Annotated in this window: 25 protein-coding genes; 16 read left to right on the forward strand and 9 right to left on the reverse strand. The window is 38.4% G+C overall.

Annotated elements, in window-relative coordinates:
* The 10 genes from CQA40_RS08990 to CQA40_RS09035 all read left to right on the forward strand — a co-directional run.
* On the forward strand, positions 1–3,243 hold a 3,243-nt coding region (locus tag CQA40_RS08990), incomplete at its 5' end, for a hemagglutinin repeat-containing protein (protein WP_147290191.1).
* Positions 3,243–3,779 carry a DUF4279 domain-containing protein gene (locus CQA40_RS08995; RefSeq protein WP_115520518.1) on the forward strand — a complete coding sequence of 179 codons (537 nt, stop codon included), beginning with the start codon at positions 3,243–3,245 and terminating at the stop codon, positions 3,777–3,779. The genes CQA40_RS08990 and CQA40_RS08995, both read left to right, overlap by 1 nt.
* Before the next feature lie 299 nt (positions 3,780–4,078).
* Complete coding sequence (locus CQA40_RS09000; RefSeq protein ID WP_115520519.1) at positions 4,079–4,516, forward strand: hypothetical protein; 438 nt, start codon at positions 4,079–4,081, stop codon at positions 4,514–4,516.
* A 133-nt stretch (positions 4,517–4,649) separates the two neighbouring features.
* On the forward strand, positions 4,650–5,150 hold the full coding sequence (locus CQA40_RS09005; protein WP_115520520.1) for a DUF4279 domain-containing protein: 501 nt from the start codon (positions 4,650–4,652) through the stop codon (positions 5,148–5,150).
* Positions 5,151–5,286: 136 nt separating this feature from the next.
* The gene (locus CQA40_RS09010) at positions 5,287–5,847 is read left to right on the forward strand and encodes a hypothetical protein (protein WP_115520521.1); all 561 of its coding nucleotides are present in this window, start codon (positions 5,287–5,289) and stop codon (positions 5,845–5,847) included.
* Between the two features lie 66 nt (positions 5,848–5,913).
* Positions 5,914–6,453, forward strand: coding sequence for a hypothetical protein (locus CQA40_RS09015; protein WP_115520522.1), 540 nt, complete (start codon positions 5,914–5,916; stop codon positions 6,451–6,453).
* A 49-nt stretch (positions 6,454–6,502) separates the two neighbouring features.
* Entirely contained in the window at positions 6,503–7,135 is a 633-nt protein-coding gene (locus CQA40_RS09020; protein ID WP_115520523.1) for a hypothetical protein, read from the forward strand.
* A 58-nt stretch (positions 7,136–7,193) separates the two neighbouring features.
* On the forward strand, positions 7,194–7,862 hold the full coding sequence (locus CQA40_RS09025; RefSeq protein WP_115520524.1) for a hypothetical protein: 669 nt from the start codon (positions 7,194–7,196) through the stop codon (positions 7,860–7,862).
* A gap of 63 nt (positions 7,863–7,925) precedes the next feature.
* Complete coding sequence (locus CQA40_RS09030) at positions 7,926–8,339, forward strand: hypothetical protein (RefSeq protein WP_115520525.1); 414 nt, start codon at positions 7,926–7,928, stop codon at positions 8,337–8,339.
* An 80-nt stretch (positions 8,340–8,419) separates the two neighbouring features.
* Positions 8,420–8,887: a hypothetical protein gene (locus tag CQA40_RS09035; RefSeq protein WP_115520526.1), complete on the forward strand. Its 468-nt coding sequence runs from the start codon at positions 8,420–8,422 to the stop codon at positions 8,885–8,887.
* 162 nt (positions 8,888–9,049) lie between these two features.
* Here CQA40_RS09035 and CQA40_RS11700 read toward each other — a convergent pair whose 3' ends face one another.
* From CQA40_RS11700 to CQA40_RS09070, 7 genes are all read right to left on the reverse strand, one after another.
* Entirely contained in the window at positions 9,050–9,367 is a 318-nt protein-coding gene (locus CQA40_RS11700; protein WP_258864522.1) for a hypothetical protein, read from the reverse strand.
* A 119-nt stretch (positions 9,368–9,486) separates the two neighbouring features.
* A complete protein-coding gene (locus CQA40_RS09045; protein ID WP_115520527.1) occupies positions 9,487–11,622 on the reverse strand; it encodes a heavy metal translocating P-type ATPase in 2,136 nt (711 codons plus the stop codon).
* A gap of 10 nt (positions 11,623–11,632) precedes the next feature.
* Complete coding sequence (locus CQA40_RS11705; RefSeq protein ID WP_258864523.1) at positions 11,633–12,091, reverse strand: YtxH domain-containing protein; 459 nt, start codon at positions 12,089–12,091, stop codon at positions 11,633–11,635.
* A 10-nt stretch (positions 12,092–12,101) separates the two neighbouring features.
* Positions 12,102–12,419, reverse strand: a complete 318-nt coding sequence (locus CQA40_RS09055; RefSeq protein WP_023927819.1) for a hypothetical protein — start codon at positions 12,417–12,419, stop codon at positions 12,102–12,104.
* Positions 12,420–12,438: 19 nt separating this feature from the next.
* Complete coding sequence (locus CQA40_RS09060) at positions 12,439–12,828, reverse strand: hypothetical protein (RefSeq protein WP_115520528.1); 390 nt, start codon at positions 12,826–12,828, stop codon at positions 12,439–12,441.
* Positions 12,829–12,909: 81 nt separating this feature from the next.
* A complete protein-coding gene (locus CQA40_RS09065; protein ID WP_115520529.1) occupies positions 12,910–13,836 on the reverse strand; it encodes a hypothetical protein in 927 nt (308 codons plus the stop codon).
* Between the two features lie 6 nt (positions 13,837–13,842).
* Positions 13,843–14,226, reverse strand: coding sequence for an HMA2 domain-containing protein (locus CQA40_RS09070; RefSeq protein ID WP_115520530.1), 384 nt, complete (start codon positions 14,224–14,226; stop codon positions 13,843–13,845).
* A gap of 534 nt (positions 14,227–14,760) precedes the next feature.
* On the opposite strand from CQA40_RS09070, the gene ppsA reads away from it, so the two are divergent.
* On the forward strand, positions 14,761–17,187 hold the full coding sequence (gene ppsA / locus CQA40_RS09080; RefSeq protein WP_115520532.1) for a pyruvate, water dikinase: 2,427 nt from the start codon (positions 14,761–14,763) through the stop codon (positions 17,185–17,187).
* 63 nt (positions 17,188–17,250) lie between these two features.
* Positions 17,251–17,883, forward strand: a complete 633-nt coding sequence (gene lpoB / locus CQA40_RS09085; RefSeq protein ID WP_023927814.1) for a penicillin-binding protein activator LpoB — start codon at positions 17,251–17,253, stop codon at positions 17,881–17,883.
* Positions 17,884–18,178: 295 nt separating this feature from the next.
* Here the strand turns inward: lpoB and CQA40_RS09090 are convergent, their stop codons facing one another.
* On the reverse strand, positions 18,179–20,092 hold the full coding sequence (locus tag CQA40_RS09090) for an SEL1-like repeat protein (protein WP_115520533.1): 1,914 nt from the start codon (positions 20,090–20,092) through the stop codon (positions 18,179–18,181).
* Positions 20,093–20,177: 85 nt separating this feature from the next.
* The gene (rdgB, locus tag CQA40_RS09095) at positions 20,178–20,846 is read right to left on the reverse strand and encodes an RdgB/HAM1 family non-canonical purine NTP pyrophosphatase (RefSeq protein ID WP_084330314.1); all 669 of its coding nucleotides are present in this window, start codon (positions 20,844–20,846) and stop codon (positions 20,178–20,180) included.
* A 212-nt stretch (positions 20,847–21,058) separates the two neighbouring features.
* Here rdgB and CQA40_RS09100 point away from each other — a divergent pair, with 212 nt between their 5' ends.
* The 4 genes from CQA40_RS09100 (at position 21,059) to CQA40_RS09115 (ending at position 23,957) form a co-directional block, all read left to right on the forward strand.
* Complete coding sequence (locus CQA40_RS09100; RefSeq protein WP_115520534.1) at positions 21,059–22,426, forward strand: MFS transporter; 1,368 nt, start codon at positions 21,059–21,061, stop codon at positions 22,424–22,426.
* Positions 22,427–22,501: 75 nt separating this feature from the next.
* Positions 22,502–22,759 carry a hypothetical protein gene (locus CQA40_RS09105; protein WP_115520535.1) on the forward strand — a complete coding sequence of 86 codons (258 nt, stop codon included), beginning with the start codon at positions 22,502–22,504 and terminating at the stop codon, positions 22,757–22,759.
* A complete protein-coding gene (locus tag CQA40_RS09110) occupies positions 22,752–23,024 on the forward strand; it encodes a type II toxin-antitoxin system YafQ family toxin (protein WP_115520536.1) in 273 nt (90 codons plus the stop codon). The genes CQA40_RS09105 and CQA40_RS09110 overlap by 8 nt, the downstream gene beginning before the upstream one ends.
* 33 nt (positions 23,025–23,057) lie before the next feature.
* Positions 23,058–23,957: an ATP-binding protein gene (locus CQA40_RS09115; RefSeq protein WP_115520537.1), complete on the forward strand. Its 900-nt coding sequence runs from the start codon at positions 23,058–23,060 to the stop codon at positions 23,955–23,957.
* The last annotated feature ends 344 nt before the right edge of the window (positions 23,958–24,301 follow it).

Here is a 24,301-nt window from a genome sequence, read left to right on the forward strand (position 1 = left end):
TATGCTACTTATACGCACCATAGCACTAAGGAGCATTTTTTCTACTCCAAAGACACCACTACCACCACCACGACACAAAGTGAGGTGCAAGGGGGGAGTGCTCTATTTAGCAATGGTTCTCTTTCAATAAGCGCAGACAAGGATATACGCGCTTATAATCTCACTGCTTTAGCTAGTGAAGATATAGCACTACAATCAAAAAATGGCGACATAGCACTAAGCTCTAAAGCAGATACTTACACCCAAGACATTACCCAAAAGATTGTAGAAAGAGGATTTAAGGGTAGCCTTAGTGATTTATCCATAAGCTATGGCACAGATACCACCACACTAAATGCCAACAAAAACTACACTACTTATGACAAAAGCCTTTTGCACGGAAATAATATTTCTATAAATGCAAAAAACAATGTTGCTATGAATTCTGTGGATTTGCGCACTTATGAGAAAGATATAGCAGTCAATGACTTAGACAACTCACAAGCAGATACTTCAAATACTTTAGCCACCACAAATGTCACTTCTAATGCTAAAAACAACACCATATCTATAAATGCTGATAGCCTCACTATGGACTATCTCTCAAATACTTACAAAGACTCATACAACTCCACTATGGTATCTCATAGAGTAGGGCTAAAAGCAAGTGTGCCTATCCTCTCTCCTGCTGTAAGTGCAGCATATAGTCTAGACTCCCTACTAAACACCAATACTAGCTCGCCACTACATTCTACCAAAGCTAAGGTATTGCAATCTCTAAATGCCACTCTAGATATAGCTGATACGAGCTTAGACATAGCAAAAGCGGCAAACAAAGATTTTAACGCTAAGCTATCTTTGTCCTACACCGCTACTATTGCTAGCTCAAATAGTGAATCTACACAGACAAACGCGCTAGATTCTGCCATAGACACTGCAAATCTATCCATATATACCACCAAAGATACTACTATAAAAGGCTTAAATGCAAACATAACACAACACACAGATTTACAAGCGCAAAACTTTACCCTAGAGGCTTCTAAAAATACATTTACTTCCACACAATCAAGTTCGCTAGATTCTATCAGTGTGGGTGCAAGCGTATCGGTAGGGACAAATGGAGTGGGTATAAATGCAGAAGCAAGCTATGATAATTCTCACTCAAACTCATCTATATCCTCCACTTCGTATAACCACTCCACTTTGAATACAAACTCACTAAGCCTACGCACCACTGAAAATACCACTATGCGTGGCTCTAGCATAAAAGCATCTACTTTGTCTATGGATATAGGAAATGCTTTGGATATTGTTTCTTTGCAAGATAGCACTTCTTATGATTCCTCATCACATTCGCTATCTCTATCTGCTTCTGTCCCTGTATATGGGGCGAGTGCTCCTAGTGGGCAAGCTAGCTATTCTCACTCAAAGACAAATGCCACTTTGCAAAGCACCACCACTCTATCTAGCATACAAGCAGATTCTCTCTCTATCAATGCCAATCACACAAACTTAGTAGGCTCTGCTATACTAGGTAATGGCTCGCTAAACACAAATACCTTATCTCACTCCAACTTAAACAACACTTCAAGCTATGATACTCTCTCTACTTCAATAGGAACAAATGGAGGCTATTTTCTAAGCAATGCAGATTCTAGCACTTCTAGTGCACTAGCCACTATAAGCAGTGGTATAGATATATCTAGCAAGCAAATAGCCACCACTCAAGCTAATCCAAGCACAGCAGATAATACAAATACTAGCCTTGCAAACTCCATATCTACCATAAATAGAAACCCACACAAAAACAACAATATACCTCTACAAGAGTATACTCAAACAGCGATAGACAAAGAAAGGGAAAATGCTCAAACTATATCTTTGGCGAGCGTTTTAAAGGATAAAGCAAATGCACTTAAAAAGGATATAAAAGAAATGATAAGCCTTGATGATAGCACTTCTCAAGGCAACATTGCAAATTTAAGCATCAATGCTATCACAGAAGGAATCATTACAGGCATAGTTACTCAAGATTTTTTAAGCACAGCTACTTCTTTGGCTAATCCATATATAGCAAATGGCATAAAACACATTACGCAAGATAATCCAAACCTATCACCAAAAGCACAATTTATAACCAATGTATTAGCTCATAGTGCCTATGGCGCATTGGCAGGTGGGCTATCCTCTCAAAGTATTGATTCCCTATCTAACATAAACAATACTAAACTGCTAAACTCTGTGCTTTCTGGTGGCATATCTGCTGGCTCTGCCCCAATCATTGCTAGATTGGCTTCTAACGCTATATATGATACAACAGATACTTCCTCTCTTAGTGCCAAGCAACAAGAAATTATCAAATCTATCGTATCTGTAAGTGGAGGAATTATAGGCGCAAGTATTTCTAGTAATTCTGCAAATTCAGTTAGATATGCAAGTATAGGGACAAATCAAGCACTAAATGAAGTAGAAAATAATTCATTTGCCAAAACACTGCGAACGATAGGTTATCCCGCACTTAATCTTTCTTGGCAAAAAGGTAGAATTCTTACTCCACAGGAGCTAACTACTATCGCCAAAAATGCCACACAAGAAGTTGTAGATGATATAGAATTTATCATTAGTAATCCATTTAGCACAAAAGCATTAAATTCTAGTATAGGGGTTATAGTAGGTGTAAAACCTAGCGAAATAGTAAATGGTTTTGTAGATACCACAAACTATATAAAAAATATCCTTACAAGCAATGATACAGACACTCTAATCAAGCACACTTCCGCTATAAACTCTACAAATACCAAAATTCCACCAATATCAATAGATGAAAATGCCAACAAAGCATTTATTACCACTATTCCTAAATCTCAAATCACACAAAGTCAGCTCACCCAAATACCTAGCAATAATCAACAGCAAACAACTATAACAACACTGCCAAGACATACGAAAGATATTCCAATTATTAGGACACCTAGCGGGCAAGAAGTAAGCGTAAATATATATTTTTCCAATAAAAAAGACGATATTGATGACATTGAATATTTAGCTAAAAATTCAAAATATCAAACAACGAGCAGGGCAAATGAGATTGCTAGATCTTTTGGATATAAAGATGCAGAAAAACTTAAAGGAGAATTTGTTTATGAAAAAGGCACCACCAGCAAGTATAATGTTCATACAGCAGGGAAAAAAGTCATACTAGTTCCTGTAAGAAAAGAAAGTCATCTAAAACCTGTTGACACAGGATTGAGGTTAAAATAATGCCAAAGTTAAAACATTATTGCAATACGACTGCTAAATATCCAGAGTTTAAAATCATATTTTGTATGGGTAAGGATTATGAAATATCAGAGATTCCTAATGTCAAATTTGACCCTGATTACATTACAAAAAAACTTAGGCTTAAACCTAAATGGACTTACCACCATAGGATAAGACCAAAACAAGCCCTTATTCAAAATGCACACTCGGATTGGTGGTATTATACAAAAATATATAAAGGCTGGGATTTTGAAAGGGAGTTTGACAAACTTTGTAAGCGAATACAAAAAAGAGAAAAAGAGATTTTGCATATACAAGAAATTTTTGAGCCAACATATACGGATTTTATGGTTGTAACCTACCAATTTAATGATTATATGCCCGTTATTTCTCTTTCTAAAGAAAGTATAAAATTTATGGCTAGAATCAATGCAACTTTTGGCGAAGATCATTATTCTTCTACTAGAAATCCAAAAAATTATGAATTGATACATTGGGGAGATGGCACAAGCACAAGGGTGTTTAAAGACAAGTAGATTTTAGGCAAATTATTTACTAGAATCTATGCTACATAGCTTTGATATACAAAATAATCCTACACAAAAAGGAATAATAATAGAATCTTTGATAGATAAATTGCTTGAAGTTGGGGATTTTTAGTAGCCGTAGTTGCGATTGGCAAAACAAACTTGAAAAACTCTCAAATCAAGTAAGCAAAGAAAGACAGATTTTGTTAAAAAAATAAGGTGGAAAAAGTTTTAAGAATATCACTTGCATTATTCTAAAACTACTGAAAATAAAGACATAATAAATGCTTTATAAGGAGTATCTAAAAATGAATGCTATGACAGAACACAAAGCGATTCTAAAAATATTTGGAAGTGATAAGGATTTCCTCATAAGCATTGCAAATGCGGAATTGCGCTATGATGATGAGGATAAAATAGAGGAGTATACTTTGTGTGGCGTTCTTAGCTCTCTAGCTGAATTTATAGAGATACACTTTATGGAGGCTAGAGGAGAGCATAAGCATTGCATAAAAGATGAGGGGGATTTAGAATCTTATTTAAGGCTTGAAAAGATTTTTGGGATTGTCAATGAGATAGACAAAGAGGGCGATGAGAATATCAAAAGTGCGGTTGCAACCTGCTTTTATGAAAATATCATCTACCAAGAAAATGCGGATTACTTCTATGGACTTATTCCAGAGGATATTAGGCAGTGGCTTAGCGATTTTTGGGGAGTGATATTTACTTATGGGCAAAGCAAATGAAGTATCCTATATTAGTCATTTTTGCGGTATGCTTGTGCTATTTAGAGCATACCAAATATTGCTTGGTAAAAATACTTATCTAGCATAAGAGAATACTCTCTATCAACTTAATACAGGATTCAAGGTTAAAATAATGCCAAAGTTAAAACATTATTGCAATACTACTGCTAAATACCCCGAGTTCCAAATCATATTTTATATGAGCAAGGATTATGAAATATCAGAGATTCCTAATGTCAAATTTGACCCTGAATATATTACAAAGAAGCTTAGGCTTAAACCTCGCTGGACAAAACATCACAAGATAAGACCAAAGCAAGCTATTGTTCAAAATGCGCACTCGGAGTGGTGTTATTACGCAAAACGATATAAAGGTTGGGAGTTTGAAGAGGAGTTTGACAAACTTTGTAAGCGACTACAAAAAAGAGAAAAAGAGATTTTGCATATACAAGAAATTTTTGAGCCAACAGAAGTGTGTTTTAAAGTTATTATTTTCCAATTTAACGATTCTTTGCCTATTATGTGTTTTTCTAAAGAAAGTATAGAATTTATGGCTAGAATCAATGCGACTTTTACAGAATCTTATTGTTCTACTACCAGACATCCAAAAAATTATGATGATAGTGAGCTATAACTTTTGGATTTGTTTTAGCTGTTTATTATTGGCATATTTGGCAAATGGCACAAGAGAGGGCATAACGGTATGGAGATGACATTCAAAATAAAATTATCCCCAAAGCATATAAGTGTCAAAACATAGGAACAAGATAGTGAAAAAGATAACTTTAGAGATTTTGCAAGAATATTCTAAAAAGATTTTGGCAGGATTTTTGAGTAGGGAGCAAGTTGCGCGAGACTCGGATAAACTACTAGAACTCTACAACAAGAATGAGTTAGATTATCCAACTAGCGAAAAATATTTTATTTTTGATGAGCTGTGCTTCTTGCTTGAGATAGATACTAAGCAATCTTCGCGATACAAATACGATGATGAAGTAATACTTACACACCTAGAATCAACCACAAACAAAACACTTATCACACCAAGACAGGTAAAAATAATACTAGAAAATATCTTGCATAATAAAATCAAAAGGGAGGAAGCGAGTGATTGGGCTATGGATATTATGCGTAAGAGTGATGAAAAAACGCTTGAATACTATCCAAGCGATAGTTGTGGCGTATTGGACGAAATGATTGATTTTATCGGCGGAGTTGATACATTGGTGTTTGTAGAAGATAAAAAATACCCAAAAGAATATCTTTATGATGATAGTGTAATCGCTGAATGTTTAGAAAAATTGACAAAAATGGCACTTTTGAATTTATAAAAAATCCAAAAACGGGCGAAATTACCCATAGATTTTTCAATAAAAACAAATGATTAGGTGGCAAATATGATACAAGAAGTCAAGGGATATAGACTTTCTTATACTATACAATTTATCGGGTATAAATATGCGATTTTACAAAATGATAAGGTATTTTTTAGATATGAGGATTCTTTGGATTTGATAGATATTTTGCAAGAGAAGAGCGCAAGGCTGATAGATTATATAGAAGTGTGGAATGATACACAATGCTTTGAAGTGGTATTTCCTCCAAATCAAGTGCTAGATGAAGCATATAAAGACAATTTAATGCACTTTAATCTTTTTGATAAAAGAATAGAAAGTCTTTTGTATTTCAGTAGCAAATATGGTGTGTGCATAGATGAATATTGCTTTTGCGTGGGGTATGACATCAAAAATGCGTTGCTATTTTTGGATACATTTGATAATGTTTGGTTTGATACATTTTATAAAAAAGTGGGAGATAATGAATATGATATAGACCCATCTGCAATGGAAAATGACTTCACAAACAAAGATATGATTAAGGAATTTATCTCTAAACCCTGCTTTTCTACGCTTCTGGTAACATTTGGCGTATTTTGATACTTGATATAAGCGATTTGGACTATAAAAATTTAAGAGAGGAGTGAATATGATAGATAAAAGTATATTAGCAAGAAAAGAAGAGATAATTATGCGTAAAGTAGAGCAAGAAAAAGCAAAGTTTTATGCAGATTCTATGCCACAGATTAAAAGATTTAATGCAAAATTATTTAACAATGAAGCTAGAATTTTGTCATTTGATGAATGCAATAAAATAACTAGCATAAAATACTCTAAACCTTATGCTAGTTATGCTGGTATAGAAGAGCTAGATTTTAGCAAGAGAGCTTTGCTTAATGATATATGTGATTATCTTAGCAAGCAACAGATAGAGTATTTTTACATAATGTGTAAAGTAGGTGGTTTTGGGTATTATGGTATAGGAGATTGTTTGGGGATTTTTCTTGAGATTGAGGATTTGCGCAAGCTAGATTTTACAAAGTTTGGTTTGCGATTTTGGGAGAAATGGGGTAGATTTTGGGTGCTTTTTTGGCTAAATGGGGAGTTATGCGGTTTTGATGTCGAATTTGTAGTTGAAATGTTGTGTGATAGCAGAACCTCAAAGATTGTTAGAAAAAACATAGAAGTTTATTTGGATTTACCTCAAATAACTATCAAGGATATGATTAGCAAACTTGATTATATACCATTTTTTATACCACCAAATAGACCATTACAATGACAAAACCAACTACACTAAAAAAATCAAAGCATTTAGTGAAAAATGTAAGGACGCTAAGATGAAAATTTACTTTGTAGAGCATATTTATGAAAAGTATGATTTAGATGAGACAAAGCCTTTGGGGACATTTTCTAGCGTGCAAAATGCACAAAAATGTATTGATTTTTACAAAGATTTGGAGGGGTTTAGAAAATATCAAAAATGTTTCAAAATCCATACGATTGCCCTAGATACACTTCATTGGCAAAATGGCTTTATCAAAGGCTTTGACATTCCGCATTTTGTGCTTAATGATTCTATGCTGCCAAATGAAACATCATTGCAATACGCAAAGAGGCTTTGTGATAAACACTATGGAAGTGGGAAATATCCAACATATTTTGGTAGTGAGTTTAGAGAAATCAAACGCTATGCTTTGTATCTATCTCAAGCGATAAAATCGACAAACACAAATCCACCCCCGATATTTAAAACCCCCAAGAAACTTCCAAAATATGTATATTATTTGGAAAATTCTTACGAAGTGGATATTTACTTTATGGATATGTTCAAACTGCTTGGCGTATTTTCATCAAAAGCAAATGCAAATTTGGCATTAAAATATGCTAAAAGTTTGTGTGGATTTAAAAGTGAGGTAGCAAATAGATTTTCAATAGTGCGAGATAAAATCGATAATTTTGACACTTCTACTTGGGGATTTAGCACGGGGTTTGTGGAGATGAGATAAAATTTTCAAATGTTTTATCTATCCACAGGGGTAATGATTAGCGTTTGTTGTGGGGTAAGATAAATGACACAAAAACTAAAAAACACCTATATGATTGCTATTCGTAGGGCGGGGTATGTGGTAAGCCTAGATTTTGATGAAATCCCTAGAGATATAGACACGAGAAATGCAACCAAAAAGCCAAAAGATAAGCAAGTTTGCGCGAAATATACACTAGATATTCAGTGTCCATTTAGGTTTTGCCTCGCAGATAAAGTGGTGCTAGGATTTTATGAGTTAGCAAGGCATTTTGATAGCTCGCTAGGTGATGCGATTGGCAATACGCACTTTGATAAAGTGGTATCAAATAATATTGCTTTACCATTGCAAGTGCAAAATATTTCGCTAAACGCCTTTAATGATATAGCCATAGATTTTGCTAATGGATTGCGTCTAGAGATTTTTATCAATGCGAATAAAAAAATTGAGCATTATTGATTGATAGAAGCAAAATCCACGATTATAGGGGAATATGAAGCAAACGATTACAAACATTTTGTCATCTATGAGGAGGATAAATGAAATTGCAAGATTTGCAAAATCATATCCTCCAAGAAATTACCCTGTTTAATGGTGTTTTGGGACTTGAGATTGGCGAGAATATTACTCAATATTGTGAAAACGGAAAAGAAGTGGTAATGCCAAATTTTAGCCTTGAAGTGCAAAGCACTTATCGATTTATACAAAACAAAGAGATTATATTTGGGAGTTATGAAAGTTTGTTTTTTGATAGCAAAGATAAGCTAGTGTGGATTTTGCAAGATATGTGTCCTACGATGATTGAGGATATAAGCATTTCAAAGCTAGATGATATATTTGTAGATTTTGCTAATGGCTTGCGTTTGGAGGTGTTTAATGACACAAATGCTTCAAAGCGTAATTATAGAATCTATGATAATACAAAATCAGCAAATTATGATGAAGCGTTTTTTGATAAAGCGCGAAATTATATTGAGATTGAAAAACGACTTATAAGAAATTTGTGATATTAAAAAGCATTGAAATAATTAGGGGAATACAAAGTGAGCATTCTAGAATTTTTAGAGCAATGGTATGATAATTATCTGTGGCTTCATCGCCTAAATGACAAAGCGCACCAAATGAATATCACGCGCTCAAATATCCTAGAATCCCCTATTCAAATTCTCCTATTTATTTTTGTCATACAAACTATGATGCCAGATGCTAAATCCCACGAGTGCGACACCTGAAGCGATATGCAGATTTCGCGCAAAATTACCCTTAAAAAACGCACTCCCCACGCAAGTAAGCAGTGAAGCACTCATTCCTAGCTTGGCAAATTCTCTTTTTGATTCTATCGAGGTAAAGAGTTCTGCGACTTGCAAGGTTTTTAGGCTTAGGCTTGAGCCCTTGTCTTTTTTAGCCTCGCTGATTTTTGCGCTTTTTGTCGCGCTTTTTGTTGAGTTTTGGCTCTTTAGTGTTTTTGCTTTTGTTGTTGTGTTCATTTTCTCTCCTTTTTGTCTTTGAGTATTTTTCTAAACTTCTTAGCACTTCCGTTTGCCACTTTGCAAAGCAGCACCACGCAACCGATGAGAGCTAGGGGCATTAGTGGCATTTTCTCTCCCTATCTTTTTTTCACAGTTATGCCACGCAGGGCGTTTAGTAGTAGCCCGATAGTCGTGCCATTGTGCAAAAACGCCGTCTGAATCGGAGAGAGCTTCCCAAAGGTAGCAAGAGCCAAAATCGCGCTATTTACCACCACCGTGATTTTGAAGTTTTTATTGACTTTGTTTAGGCACGCAAGCGCGAACTCTCGCGCGTCTGCTACCGACTCTATATCATCTTTTAGTAGCACAATGTCCGCGCTTGCTTTGGCGATGTCTGCACCCTTGCACATTCCGATTCCGCTGTGCGCTTTGATAAGCGCGGGTGCGTCATTTATGCCGTCTCCTACAAAGGCGACTTTGTGCCCTTCATTCATTATAGATTCTAGAATTTCAGCTTTTTGGGTTGGCAAAAGTTTGGCATAAAATCTATCGATTCCTAGCTCGCTAGCGATTTCTTTTGCCTTGCTCTCCTCATCGCCTGTAAGCATTATGACTTGCTTGACACCGCTTTTGCGAAGTCGCGCAATGGCTTCTTTGGCATTAGCTCGCAAGGAGTCTTTTAGCAAGATTAGCCCAAGTAGCTTGCCGTCATAGCCGATAAAAAGCGGCGTATGTCCAGAATCTAGAAGTTCTTTTATCTTAGAATTATGAGGCGTCATATCCACGCCCTCATCGTCCTCTAAGAAATGCCGATTGCCGATAAGCACTTCTTTGCCATTGATTTGGCTTTTTACGCCGTGCGCGACTATGAAAGTTACTTCATCGTGGTGGATATGGTTAAACTTCTGCTCTCTAGCTGCCTTTACCACCGCTTCAGCCACAGGGTGGAAGTAGTGCTCCTCAATGCTAGCAGAGAGATTCAAAATCTGCTCTTTATCCCAGCTTGGAGAGAAGCTATGCACTTGCACGACTTCTAGCTCGCCTTTGGTAAGTGTGCCTGTCTTATCAAAGACAAAGATTTCGGCTTCATTAAGCGATTCTAGGCTTTTTGCACCTTTGATGATGATTCCATTTTTCCCCGCACTTGAGATTGCAGATTTAAACGCCACAGGTGTAGCGAGCTTCAAAGCACAAGAATAATCCGCTTGAAGCACGCTTGCTACGTGCGTTAAATCGCGATTAAAGACATAAGAGAGAATGGCAAGCCCTAGCGTGATTGGCACGAGTTTATCTGCCATTTTTGACGCGCTTAGTTGAATGGAGGATTTTTGTGTAAGCGTTTCTTGGATATAGCTTTTTATTCGCGCGGTGGCTGTTTGGCTACCTACGCTTTCTGCCCACACTTTGATTCGCCCTTCTTGCACGATAGTGCCAGATAGCACCCTATCGCCCCTTGCGCGCTTCACAGGTGTGGCTTCGCCCGTCATTGAGATTTGATTTACCATTGCTTCGCCCGAGACAATATGCCCATCAATTAGGATACTATCGCCAGCACCCACCACGACAATATCGCCGATTTGCAAATCCTCTGCTTTGGTTAGCACCAGTTCTTCTTTGCCATTTATGTGCTTTTCTACCCACGCTTCTCCACCTTGCGGTTTGCTAAGCTCTTGGAGCAAATCATCGCTTTTATACATTGTCATTTCTTCGATGTATTCACCCAAAGTAAGCATAAAGTTTGTGGAATTTGCCGTGCGAAAATCCGCGCGATAAAGCGAAATCGCCACAGCCATAGCTTCTAGCACGCGTGAGGTAACGCCCTCGCTTAATGCCTCTTGCACACCACTTTTTAGCAATGGATATGCTGCAATGGTGCTAAAAGCCGCCTTTGGTGCTAGGGGCTTGATAAAAGGCTCGCTAATAAGCGCGGTAGCCGAGCGCACCACTTCTGCACTGCTTGGAATCTCATCGCGTAGGGTAAAAATACTCGCGCTTGAGACTTGCCTTTTTGAAGTGGTTAGCAGATTTTGCAGTGTGGCAAAGATAGACTCTGTAATGCGCTCCAAATCGCGCTCATCGCCCACATAAGTGATGATGACATTGTGTAAAATATCATTTACACGCACAGATTTCACGCCCTCTATGCACTCAATCTCCAAACGAAGCGGAATGGCTTGAATCGCACCGCCTTTTTTGAGCGCGTAGGAAAATCGCGCCCTATTGGCAGTGCTGTGAATGAGCTTTAAGCGCACAGGAGCAGTTTTTGAAGCCATTAGCGTGTCCTTAGTTAGAATCTACTTCCGCTTTGGCGTCTTCATATCGCTCTTTTAGCTCCTCAATTCCCATTTCAAAAAGACTTGAGATTTTGGCAAATCCTTTGAAAATCGCCTTTTGCGCGTCTTTGTTGGTAAGGATAAAAGTCGCTACCGCACCGATAAACGCGCCTTTTAGGAAATCTTGCTGTGAATTTCCAGAATTAAAAAACGAGCTTAGCGCACTTGTGGTGTTGGCTTGCGCGTTATTTTGAGTGCTTTGGTTGCTACCAAAAGCATTGCCAAAGCCACTTTGGGTTTGTTGATTTTGCGTGCCAAATGCCGCGCTTTGAGGGGCATTTGAGTTTTGATTTGCATTGCTTTGTGAAGTGCCATTTATGTATGGATTGCTTTGCAATGAATCAAGATTTTGTGTCCCGCTGTTGTCTGTGTTTGCCTGATTTGTTCCGTTTTGATTTGTATTTGCCATTTTTATTCCTTTATTTTTTATCCTCGTTAAGGTTGCTGATGACATATACACCAGCCGCACCTGCGAGTAAGTATGCACTAGATTCTAGCACCGCTTGGAATCCGCCTTTGTTGTTGCTACCAAGTGCGTTTGACACACCGATAGCACAAGCCGTTACGATAGCACCTTGCGCACCAGCTACAAGAGTGTTTTTGATAGCTTTATCTTGTGAGATTGTGCCCTCTTTGTATTGCTGATAGTTTGTGTATGAGGCGAGCAAGAGTCCTGCTACGCCACCGCTTACTATGTGTCCTGTGATTGACCTTTGAGCTCCTGTGTCTAGTAACATTGTTTATCCTTTCTTGTGTTTATATGGTAGATGAGTTTGTGATGAGTGTCGGCTGTGTCGTTGTTTGTGCTACTTTTTTGGTAGGCTTTGTAGCTGTTTTGGCACTTTTTGGCTTTGTGCTTTTTGTCGTTTTTGTGTGTGTGGCTTTGCTTGCGCTAGTTGGCGTGGATTTTTGAGTAGTGCTAGCTTGCTGCAGGCTACTTACACCGCTTTTTATGCTTTTTGTGAGGCTTTTTGCTCCACTTTTTATGGAAGTGGAAACTTTATCGAGAGTTTCTTGCCCTTTCTTTAGCCCAGCTTTGAGTTCTTTGCTCTTTGCTTTGACTTGCTTAGAGAGCTCTTCTCTGTTGTTGTAGGCATATACTGCTCCGCCACCGATGACCAATCCTAAAACAAATGGTATTGCCATTTTTGACTCCTTTTTGAGAAAATTTGAGCGAATCATAGCATAAGTTTTCTCAAAAAGGCATACATTTTGAGAAAACTTATGCTAAAAATGCAATCTTTGCAAAAAATTTACTAATTCATCTTGGCTTAATTCCCCCTTCTCAAGTTTTTTCACAACGGTTTTTGTTTGATTATAAAAATTTTGAATCTGTCCAATAGAGATTTGTATCTCGCTTAAAATCGGGCTTTGTCGCGCCAAATCGCTTAGTGAGGCAAAATTGGTAGGATTTAAAGTGGGATTAAAATTGCCATTATTTACCCCAAAGGCTTGTAAAAATGCCCTAAGCAAGTCATTTTGCATATTTGTGCTTTGTTTGTTTTGTTTTGTGCTAGATTTTGGGCTTTGCCCTTGTAAAAGTGGTATATGATGATTGTAGCTTAATGCTTGAAGCTGATAGAGCGTATCAAGGACTTGTGGATTTTGGCGTGATAAATTTTGGTTTAGCACATCTTGTGCTTGCAAATTTTGTGCTTGTTTTATCAAAAAATCGCTACTTTTTAGATGATGAGATTCTATACCGAGTGCCAAAATATTTAAATGTTGAGAATCTAACTCCCCCATTTCATTTAATAACTCTTGCAAAATATTATCGGGCAAAGCACTTGGCAAAAGGATACTCTCATCTGCTAGCAAAGCATTTTCACACTCGCTAAAGCCCTCAAATACCGCTTTAGCATTTGCTATTGCAACCTGCTCTTTTTTTTCGATTGTGGCAAATATTTTGTGAAGTTTTGCTACGGATTCATCGCTTCCATTACTCGCATTATTTGTAGAATTTTGAGAATTTATATCCTGCGTATTTTGTGCGTTTTCCCACACTTTTTTGTTTCCTCGCACATTCCCTCGCACACTTTCTTGCACGCCTTTATAGAATTTAGCGGACTTTTCTCGCTCATTTATCGCTAGATAGAGGATTTTCGCCTCGCTGATTTTTGCTTGCTTGATTGTGGGTGCTATTGCCTCTTGCATTGTATCCTATCCTATGTCTTTGCCTAAATTTTGTGAGAATTCATTGAGTTTTGCTTCAATCTGCGCTAAATTTTCCTTTTTCACCCAGCTTTCCCACAAGCTCGGCTCAAAGAGATTTTTATCATACTCAATAGTCGCGCTCCCCACAATCGTATTTACCTTGATATTTTTTACCGCAGGTAGTGATTGCAAAAGTGTGATGATGAAGCTCTCTCCCTCCTCATTTGCAGGCAAAACCTCTCTTAAAGTCGTTTCTTTCGCCCATTTTTTGATAGCAGGAAGTTTGGAGACATTCACGCGGATTCTAATGCGACCCGGGATATGATGGACAATACTAAAAAACTCCGCAACTTGGGTAATGTCTTCCATTGGTATTTTTGGTATTTTCACGCTTAAGCCCTTATAACGATGAAGTATAATCTAAAAAATGTGTCCCAAAATTTTGGCGAGATTGTAGCATAAGTTGTGTTACAATTTTTTCTTATTTTTATCTTTACGCATTCTACAAATTCTACAAGCATTGCAAGCATTTTGCACAAATATTCTCACAAAATCAAATGGCACAAAAATCAAGTGGCAAGAAAAACGCAAAAAAACACTACACAAAGGCACAGATAAAAATGTTTTATCACATATAAATTTTGTAAAAATGCTAAAAACACTAAAAATACTAGCTTTTGGTTTGTTTTATAGCTGTTTTTATAGCTTTCTCTAGCAAAATCTACAAAAATATGTGTAATATCTACGCACTGCTAGTGATAAAAGTGGGTTATTTTTGCGCACTTAAGTTTTACATAAAGTTTGATAAATTACAATAAATGTTTTTTTGTATTGGCTATAATGTTTTGGTTTAAGCAAGATTTGCTTGCCAAGCAAGCTACCACACTTCCCAATCCAACCACAAACACACTTAGGAGAAAGTAAATGAAATACATTAAGTTTTTTAAAGAACTTAACAACAAAGATGTCCCTCTCGTAGGAGGCAAAAACGCAAGCATCGGTGAAATGTTCCAAGAGCTAGTCCCTGCTGGCATAAAAGTGCCAAATGGCTTTGCAATCACTAGCGAGGCGTATTGGTATCTGCTAGATAGTGGCGGAATCCGCCAAAAGATTATGGATTTGCTAGATGGCGTAGATGTAACTGAAATTGATGTGCTAAAAACCCGTTCTAAGCAAATCCGTGAGCTTATATTTGGCACGCCTTTCCCTGATGATTTGCGTGAGGAAATATTTAAAGCATATAAGATTTTGAGTGCCGAGTATGGCAAAAAAGAGGCCGATGTCGCTGTGCGTAGTAGTGCGACAGCAGAGGACTTGCCCGATGCGAGCTTCGCTGGACAGCAAGATACTTATTTGAGCGTCAAGGGACAAACCGAGCTTATCCACTATATAAAATCTTGCTTTGCTTCTCTCTTTACCGATAGGGCTGTGAGCTACCGCGCTTCAAGGAAGTTTGACCACTTCAAAGTCGCGTTATCTGTGGGTGTGCAAAAAATGGTTCGCGCAGATAAGGGAAGTGCTGGGGTTATGTTTAGTATAGATACAGAGACAGGGTTTAAAGACGCTGTGTTTATCACTTCGGCTTGGGGACTTGGCGAGAATGTCGTAGGAGGGCTTGTAAATCCTGATGAATTCTATGTGTTTAAACCTACGCTAAAAGAGGGCAAACGCCCCATAATCAAGCGTCATCTAGGCACAAAAGACAAAAAAATGGTGTATGCTCCAAAAGGCAGTGAGCACACCACCGTGAATGTAAAAACCACCAAAAAAGAATTTAATAGCTTCTCTATAAGCGATGCAGATGTGCTAACTCTTGCGAGATATGCGATAAAAATCGAGGAGCACTACACAAAAGAAGCGGGCGAGTATCGTCCTATGGATATGGAGTGGTCAAAAGATGGCGAAACAGGAGAAATCTTTATCGTGCAGGCTCGTCCCGAGACTGTGCAAAGCCAAAAGCACAAAAAAGATGATGGACAAAAGCTAGAAAAATTCCATTTCAAAAATCGAAGTGCTGATAGAGAGATTTTGCTAAGCGGCCGTGCCATAGGTGGCAAAATCGGTGCGGGTAAGGTGCGAATCATAAATGACTTGGAGCATATGAATACCTTTAAAGAAGGCGAGATTTTGGTAACGGATAATACCGACCCAGATTGGGAGCCTGTGATGAAAAAGGCTTCTGCCGTCATTACCAATCGTGGTGGGCGCACTTGCCACGCTGCGATTGTTGCGCGCGAAATCGGCGTGCCTGCGATAGTTGGCGCACTAGGTGCGACTGATAGGCTATACACAGGTATGGAAGTAACGGTGTCTTGCGCAGAGGGCGAAGAGGGCTACATATACGCAGGTATCCACGAATACGAAGTAGAATCTGTAATGCTAAAAGATTTGGGACGCCCCAAAACCAAAATCTATATGAACATAGGCAATCCAGAAAAGGCATTTGGCTTTGCCCAGCTACCAAATGACGGCGTAGGACTAGCGCGAATGGAGCATATTATCCTAAACCAAATCAAAGCCCACCCTCTAGCGTTGCTTGATTTGCAAAATGGCAAAAAAGACATAAAAGAGCGAGGCGAAATCGAAAAACTAATGGCGGGCTATGAAAGTCCAAAAGATTTTTTCATAGAAAAAATCGCAGAGGGTATGGGAATGATTTGCGCGGCTTTTTATCCAAAGCCTGTGATTGTGCGACTAAGTGATTTCAAGACAAACGAATATCGCGGAATGATAGCGGGGCTAGGATATGAGCCACTAGAGGAAAATCCTATGCTAGGCTATCGTGGGGCGAGCAGATATTATTCCGAGCTGTATAAAGTGGCGTTTGAGTGGGAATGTGAGGCACTGTGTAAGGTGCGCGAAGAAATGGGGCTTACAAATATGAAAGTTATGATTCCGTTTTTGCGCACGCCTGAAGAGGGTAAAAAAGTGCTTGAGATAATGCGCCGCAAAGGGCTAGAGTCGGGCAAAAATGGGCTGGAAGTATATGTAATGTGTGAATTGCCTGTGAATGTGATTTTGGCTGATGAGTTTTTGGGGATGTTTGATGGATTTTCAATCGGCTCAAATGACCTCACGCAGCTGACTTTGGGCGTGGATAGGGATGGACAGCTAGTAAGTCATATCTTTGATGAGCGCAATCCTGTAATGTCAATAATGTTTAAAAAAGCTATTGAGGCGTGCAAGAAGCACAACAAATACTGCGGAATCTGCGGACAAGCACCAAGCGACTATATAGAAGTGGCAGAATTTTTGGTGCGCGAGGGGATAACCTCTATTTCGCTAAACCCTGATTCTGTGGTGGGGACTTGGAGTAGGGTAGTGGAGCTAGAAAAATCGCTCAAAAAATAAGCGCGATTTTAGTTGCGTTTTTTCTTTTGTCTTTTAGGCAAAATTTTTCAAAAAGGATACAAAATGCAAAAAATAGATATGTGGCTTTTGAGTAGGGCATTGGCAAGTGTGCTAGTGGGGGCTGTGGTGCTAAGTAGTTGCTCTGACATAAAGTATGTAAATACAGCAGAATCCAAATCTTATACTTCACTTGGCATTGATTATCACGATTTGGAAGAGGCGGCGAGCAAAAATGTCGCTAGCTTGCTAGAGAGTGGATATGTCAAAAATCTAGCAGGGCTAGATAAACCCAAAATCCTAGCCATCTCTGATGTGATAAATGACACTATGCAGCATTTTTCCACAGAGGAGCTTACGCGCAAAATCACGCGTGATATGCGAAATAGTGGGAAATTTATCCTTACTATGGCGTTTGCAGGGAGTGGGGGGAGCGAGGATAAAATGATACAATCAGTGAGGGATTCTCGCAAAAATGAGGAAGTAAATCAATATGCACTGCCCGAAAAGGGAGAGATTTTGCCACCAGAGCTATCGCTATCGGGCAAGATTATCCAGCGCAATGTCAAAGTCAAATCCAAGCAAAGAGTGGATTATTTTTTCTTACTTACGCTTACAGATATAAAAAGCGGGCTTGTCGTGTGGGATAATGAAGTAAATATCATCAAAGTAGGTTCAAACAAATCTAGCGCGTGGTAAATCTTTGGTAAGTTTTGTTGTAAATCTTTTGGTAGGGGGGGGGAATTAGATTTTTGCTTTTTGTGTGTTTTTAGATTTTGCACTTGATTTTTTGGCGTGAAAATCTATTTTGTTTTTGTGTGTTTGTGTGTATTTATGTCCTGCGCTTTTATGCACAGTGCGGGGACTAAATCATCTGTATATTTGCATACACTTTGCGCTTCAAATCCCCTCAAACAAACTTGCAAAAAGCTAGCAAGAATGTAAAAATGCTTCATTACCTGCGGATAAATAGCGTTTAGCTAAAAAAATATTTTTAGTGAATTTTTTGATTATTTAGGCTTTTGTAGTATTGGCAAGCCTTTTGGCTACCCAAATCACAGGCTTTGCCGTAGTATTGTTTTGCCTTGTTTTTATCTTGTTTTATGGTTTCATACAAGTGTCCTAGATTGCCACAGCCTTCAGGGCTACTTAATTCACACGATTTTTTGTGATATTCAAACGCTTTGTCATAGTCTTGCCTTACTCCATATCCATTAACATACATTGCGCCCAAATTATTGCAAGAATCTCCACTAAAGTCGCTACTTGATTTATCACATACAATTTCAAAGTTTTTTCTAGCGTTGAAAAAATCTTGCTCTTCTAAAAATAAATTCCCCAAGCCATAGCAAGCCTCATATATTCCCTTATCACAAGCTGGTTTATAGTATTTTTTTGCTTGTTCTTTTTGGTTGATTTGCTCGTATAAAAGTCCTAAATTGAAGTATGACCGTGTAGAACCCAAACTAATAGCTTTTTCATAATAGGGAATAGCTTGCTTTGGCAACCCTGCTATTTTGTGTATCACTCCTATATCATTGCACGATTGTCCATCGTTGCATTTATCTGCGCTTGGAAAAACTCCGCTATCAATAATCCTTTTGCACACGCTAGGATTTTTGTATTTTATGCAGTCGTCCCATTCTTGTTTAGCGGCTTGTTCTATTGTCTCATATTGTGGTTTCATAGTGCAAAATTCATTGTCTATATCGCAAGCTTTTTGAAAGTAATGTTTTGCCATAACCAAATCTCTTTTTACTGCCTTTCCATAGTCATACATCATACCTATAAAAACACAAAAGATACTACTTCCTAAATCACAGGCTCTCTTGTAATAGTGGATAACTTTTTCGCTATCTTGTGCGATATTATCGCCTTTTGCATACATTGAGCCTAGAAGTCCGCAAGATTCTTTTTCTTTGTATTTATCACACGCAATTTTATATGTTTTTATTGCATTGGTAGAATCTTTTTTGTAAGATTCATATAAAATCCCCAAATAACGATACCCCTCATAATTTTCCAAATCAATAGCTCGTTTATGATAGTCAAATGCTTCATCTATACGCCCTATATTCCTCATAATAAGCCCTATTTTATTGCACGATTCTTTATTACAATCATTTGTGCTTGGCACTCCATTTTGGATTAGTTTTTGACACGCGTTTATATCCTCTGTGAGGCATTTTTCATAGTTTTCTTTCCATTGTTTTTGACTCATTTTTACTTGCGTGTCGAAAGTGAATTCTTTTTTGTAGTTTTCTATCATATTTTTTGGCAAAGTTTTTGAAATTTTAGAGATATTGCTCCACACTTCCACTCCTGTGGTCAAATCTGTCAATCGCAATAATATCTCATATTCCACTTCTTTGGTTTGCGGTTTTATCTTTTTGCTTATTTTGCCCCATAGAGAATAATCAGGTGCTAGCAAGCTACCCTCCTCTTTGGTTGTGTATTGATTATATTCTGCATCTTTTCGTAACTTGCGAGAATCTTTTATCATCGTATCGATTTTGTTGGCATTGCTAGGAATTGTGTTTGTAAATATGAATTTTTCGCTATCTAAAATATATGACTTAAAAATCACCATTATCGATTCTATATCAAGTTGCTCTTTGGTGGTGTTTTGTATGTTTGAGATTGCGATAACCTTTTTGGATTCTAGTTTTTTGATAAATTTTTTGGAAAGTAGAGAATCAGCACTATTTTTGAGCAGGGATTCTATGTCGGTGGATTCTAAAAGGGTAGGGTTATCAAGCTGTTTTTGGTGGCGATTTTCATCAGCATATAGCGTCTCAAATGAAGCGAGTAAAAATAATGAGATAAGCCAAAACAAAGCAAAAGTAAAGTAAGAAAAATTTACAAAATATGATTTGCAGGAGTATTTTAGCAGATGATAAAAATTCATAAAAGCCACCTTATCAAAGCAGACTTAAAAGCTAAACATTATGACACAAAAGTTATATTAGTTTGTAATGGTGCTTTGTATCGACTTAGCTTATCATCGGCTCAAAAAGCTCTAGAAATTCTTTGATTTGCTCTAGTGCTTTGCGTCTATGAGAGAGGGTGTTTTTGACTTCGGGGGCGACTTCTGCTAGCGTGGTGTCAAAGCCTTTGGGGACAAACACACTATCATAGCCAAAGCCGTTTTTGCCTCTCTCTTGTGCGATTACTTTTCCCTCACACTCTCCCACAGCACAAAACTCCACCCTTTCTCCGTGCGCTCCCTCTCCCACCAGCGCGACACAAGCGACAAATCTTGCGCTAGATTCTGCTAGTTTGTGTTTTTTTAGCTCGTTTATGAGTTTGTAGCGATTTTCTTCATCGCTTGCATTTTTTTTGTTGTTTGGGCTTGCATATCGTGCGCTTAGGACACCGGGCTTGCCCTCAAGCGCATCTACACAGATTCCGCTATCATCAGCGATGATGAATGTGTTTTTTTTCTCTTGTGGCAGGGTATTATAAATCGTCTTTGCCTTGATGAGCGCATTTTGCTTAAAAGAGTTGCCATTTTCGTTTGGCTCTAGTGTGATATGGGCTTGCCTTTGGCTCATTACCTCGCCAAAATTGCTTAACATAGTGCCTAACTCACGGATTTTCCCCTCATTGTTGCTTGCGATAATAAACTTAAACATTACTTTGCTCCCATTTGTCTTTTGCATTTTTTATGCACTTTTTTAGCTTTTCAAACTTTTCCTAACACTTTTTCGCTTCTGTTTGCGCTTTTGCCTTGCTCCATTGTGCTTGCTTACTTTTGTCGCTATTTTGATTTTGGCTTTTGTGCTTTAGCGACAAATGTTTGGCGAATTTTGCTACAATTAGCGCGTTTTTGTGGCGTATGCGCCACTTGATTTTCTCCTTATAAGGACATCAAATGCTAAAAGCGATTTTGCCCCTAAGCCTTGTTGTGTGCTTGCGATTTTTCGGGCTTTTTATTGTGTTGCCCGTGATTGCGCTATATGTAGGGGAGTTTGGCGATACTTCGCCTTTGCTACTTGGGCTAGCAGTTGGCGGTGCTTACCTTACGCAAATTCTGTTCCAAACTCCTTTTGGAATCCTAAGTGATAAAATCGACAGAAAAAAAGTCGTTATGGTGGGGCTTTTTATATTTCTAGTGGGTAGCGTGATATGCGCACTAGCTCATAGCATAGAGATGCTTATCATCGGGCGACTTGTGCAAGGGGCGGGCGCGATAGGTGGCGTGGTAAGTGCGCAGATTACGGATTTGACGCGTGAGGAGAAGCGCACACAGGCTATGGCGATAATGGGCGGGGGAATCTTTGCTAGCTTTATTTTGGCTATGCTTTTAGGGCCGCTTATCGGTGGGCATTTTGGCTGTGAGTGGCTATTTGCTATCACGGCGTTGCTTAGCCTTGTGTCTATGTTGCTTTTGGGATTTTGCGTGCCAGAGACACCCAAAATCCACTACTCCTATGAGGAAGCACCAAGCAAGCGGATTCTTACAAACAAAAATCTAGCTATTATGAATCTTAGCTCGTTTTTAGAAAAGGCGTTTATGACGCTGATTTTTGTGGTGATACCGCTTGTGTTTGTCGAAGAGCTAGCCCCTATCGTGGAGATGGGCAAGGAGGATTTGTGGAAAGTGTATACGCCAGCTGCGATTTTAGCCATACTAGCCCTTGCACCTGCTAGTATACTCGCAGAAAAATACGGCAAAGCAAAGCTAGTGATGGGCTATGGTATCGCGCTATTTATGGTGGCATATCTTGCCATAGCTTATGGTGCACATAGCAATATGCTTTGGCTATTTATCGGTGGAATCGTGCTGTTTTTTTTGGGATTTGCCACGCTAGAGCCGATAATGCAATCTCTCACAAGCAAATATGCCAAAGCACACAATCGCGGAGTGGCACTAGGGGTTTTCACTACATTTAACTACATAGGCTCATTTGCAGGTGGAATGCTAGGAGGGATTCTCTATCATACGCTTGGAATCATTGAGCTAGGTGTCAGCATAGCAGTGGTGTGCGCTGCGTGGCTACTCACACTCTTTGCTCTAGATAATCCCGCAAAGCAAAAAAATATCTACCTGCCATTAAGCAAATACCCCACGCAAAGTCTAGCTCGTCTTTCCCAGCAAGCAGGGATAATCGAGTGCTATGCCAACAAAAGTGAGGGGACAATTATCGTGAAATATGACACGCAAGTGCTAGATGAAGCCCAAGCACAAGGGCTTGCCGATAGTATTTTATACTCTCAATCCATAAAGCAAAATCCATAAAATCTAAAATACGATATAATGCCAAAATCTTTTTTTGCAAAATCTAGTTTTAGGAAAAAATGTAAGGAGTCTAAAATGACTATCACACTAGAGAATGTGGATGCTGAAACTTTGCGAGTGATAGAAAGCCTAAAGGGGCTAAATAAGGATTTAGTCATCACCCAAGAGGGCGATGAATGCCCGATATGCAAAGCACACGACTATATGCCAAAGATGAGCGATGAGATGAAAGAAGCACTAAAAGAAAGCGAGGAAATCGCCAAAAATCCGCAACTTTATCCTAGCTACAATAGCATTGAGGCACTAAGAGAGGCTCTAGAGTCTAATGAGTAAATATGAGATAAAATTCACACGCGCATTTAAAAAATCACATAAAAAACTTAATCAAGCGCACAAAGATTTGCTTATGCCCATAATCAATAGACTTGCAAATGACGAAGTCTTAGAGCCAAAATATAATGACCACGCACTAAAAGGCGAGTGGATAAACCATAGAGAATGTCATATACGCCCTGATTTGTTACTTATTTATAAAAAGCAAGATGATTTGCTTATCCTTACTTGTGTAAATGTCGGCTCACATAGTGAGCTATTTTAGCCACTGCCTAAAGTAAAAACTAGGATACAAACTATGCAAACACACGATAATGCTAAAGAATCGCACTCTGCAAAATCCAAATCCACCACAAAAACAAGCACAAAAACTGACACAAAAGCCACCCAAAAAACTGACACAAAAACCACCTCAAAAAAAACCACCCTGCCAACCATAAGCAAAAAAATCCTAAACATAGTAGGGCGAACAAATGCGAAATACGGGCTTATAAAGGAGGGCGATAGGATTTTGCTAGGACTTAGTGGGGGCAAGGATTCTACACTTTTGGCTACGATATTAGCATATATGCAAAAGCACGCGCCTTTTAAGTTTGAGTTCAAAGCTATCACTATCGATTATGGGCGTGGTGGCGAGTATGAGTGCATAGCGGAGTATTGTGAGGCAAATGCGATTCCCTACGAGCTTATCCGCACAGATATTTATAAGATTTTAGAAGAGCACAAAAGAGAGGGGACGATTTATTGTAGTTTTTGCTCTCGTATGCGTAGAGGCAGTCTATATACACAAGCGTTGCAAGGTGGGTTTAACAAAATCGCACTAGGACATCACCTAGATGACGCAGCAGAGAGTTTTTTGATGAATCTCACTTATAATGGTGCTTTGCGCTCGATGCCACCGATATACAAGGCACAAAATGGGCTTTTTGTGATTCGCCCGATGATTTTCGTGCGAGAGAGGCAGATACGCGATTTTATCTCTAGCAATCAAATCTATATCGCCCCAGATTGTAATTGCCCGATAAATTGGCTACCAGAGGATAAGCGACCAAAAGCACGCGCAAATACCAAAGAGCTACTGTCTACTTTGGAGGGCGCAAATCCATTGCTTTTTAAATCCCTCCAAAATGCGTTTAAAAATCTGCACGCAAATAGTTTCTGTGATGAAGATTACCTTGACAAACAAGACTTGATATAGATTTGACAAGGGGAGGGAAAATCTGCAAACGATAAATGAGGTAGCTACAAGGGGAAAGTAAAAAAATGTAAAAATTTCATAAGAAGTGTAAAAAGAATAATCAAAGAAAGGCAAGGACTCACCACGCGATTTTTTACAAGGAGTTTGAAAAACATTTCTGTCGGGTTTGTGTTGGTTTAGCACCAAAGCAACATTTTAAGGTAAGTTGCCAACCTTGTGATGAGCCTTGAAGCGTGATTGTAAAAAACAAAAGTATATTATTTGTAAATGAAATATATATTTTTGGTAAAAATAAAATAGAAATTGTGAATAAAGTGTGAATTTTGTCTTAGAGTATTTTTGAA

Origin of the sequence: Helicobacter sp. MIT 01-3238 (genome assembly GCF_003364135.1) — a bacterium.
Taxonomy (GTDB): domain Bacteria; phylum Campylobacterota; class Campylobacteria; order Campylobacterales; family Helicobacteraceae; genus Helicobacter_B.

Coding starts and splice junctions, on each gene's coding strand:
- CQA40_RS08995 (WP_115520518.1), top strand. CDS start 3,243: ATGCCAAAGTTAAAACATTATTGCAATACGACTGCTAAATATCCAGAG.
- CQA40_RS09000 (WP_115520519.1), top strand. CDS start 4,079: ATGAATGCTATGACAGAACACAAAGCGATTCTAAAAATATTTGGAAGT.
- CQA40_RS09005 (WP_115520520.1), top strand. CDS start 4,650: ATGCCAAAGTTAAAACATTATTGCAATACTACTGCTAAATACCCCGAG.
- CQA40_RS09015 (WP_115520522.1), top strand. CDS start 5,914: ATGATACAAGAAGTCAAGGGATATAGACTTTCTTATACTATACAATTT.
- CQA40_RS09020 (WP_115520523.1), top strand. CDS start 6,503: ATGATAGATAAAAGTATATTAGCAAGAAAAGAAGAGATAATTATGCGT.
- CQA40_RS09025 (WP_115520524.1), top strand. CDS start 7,194: ATGAAAATTTACTTTGTAGAGCATATTTATGAAAAGTATGATTTAGAT.
- CQA40_RS09030 (WP_115520525.1), top strand. CDS start 7,926: ATGACACAAAAACTAAAAAACACCTATATGATTGCTATTCGTAGGGCG.
- CQA40_RS09035 (WP_115520526.1), top strand. CDS start 8,420: ATGAAATTGCAAGATTTGCAAAATCATATCCTCCAAGAAATTACCCTG.
- CQA40_RS11700 (WP_258864522.1), bottom strand. CDS start 9,367: ATGAACACAACAACAAAAGCAAAAACACTAAAGAGCCAAAACTCAACA.
- CQA40_RS09045 (WP_115520527.1), bottom strand. CDS start 11,622: ATGGCTTCAAAAACTGCTCCTGTGCGCTTAAAGCTCATTCACAGCACT.
- CQA40_RS11705 (WP_258864523.1), bottom strand. CDS start 12,091: ATGGCAAATACAAATCAAAACGGAACAAATCAGGCAAACACAGACAAC.
- CQA40_RS09055 (WP_023927819.1), bottom strand. CDS start 12,419: ATGTTACTAGACACAGGAGCTCAAAGGTCAATCACAGGACACATAGTA.
- CQA40_RS09060 (WP_115520528.1), bottom strand. CDS start 12,828: ATGGCAATACCATTTGTTTTAGGATTGGTCATCGGTGGCGGAGCAGTA.
- CQA40_RS09065 (WP_115520529.1), bottom strand. CDS start 13,836: ATGCAAGAGGCAATAGCACCCACAATCAAGCAAGCAAAAATCAGCGAG.
- ppsA (WP_115520532.1), top strand. CDS start 14,761: ATGAAATACATTAAGTTTTTTAAAGAACTTAACAACAAAGATGTCCCT.
- lpoB (WP_023927814.1), top strand. CDS start 17,251: ATGCAAAAAATAGATATGTGGCTTTTGAGTAGGGCATTGGCAAGTGTG.
- CQA40_RS09090 (WP_115520533.1), bottom strand. CDS start 20,092: ATGAATTTTTATCATCTGCTAAAATACTCCTGCAAATCATATTTTGTA.
- rdgB (WP_084330314.1), bottom strand. CDS start 20,846: ATGCAAAAGACAAATGGGAGCAAAGTAATGTTTAAGTTTATTATCGCA.
- CQA40_RS09100 (WP_115520534.1), top strand. CDS start 21,059: ATGCTAAAAGCGATTTTGCCCCTAAGCCTTGTTGTGTGCTTGCGATTT.
- CQA40_RS09105 (WP_115520535.1), top strand. CDS start 22,502: ATGACTATCACACTAGAGAATGTGGATGCTGAAACTTTGCGAGTGATA.
- CQA40_RS09110 (WP_115520536.1), top strand. CDS start 22,752: ATGAGTAAATATGAGATAAAATTCACACGCGCATTTAAAAAATCACAT.
- CQA40_RS09115 (WP_115520537.1), top strand. CDS start 23,058: ATGCAAACACACGATAATGCTAAAGAATCGCACTCTGCAAAATCCAAA.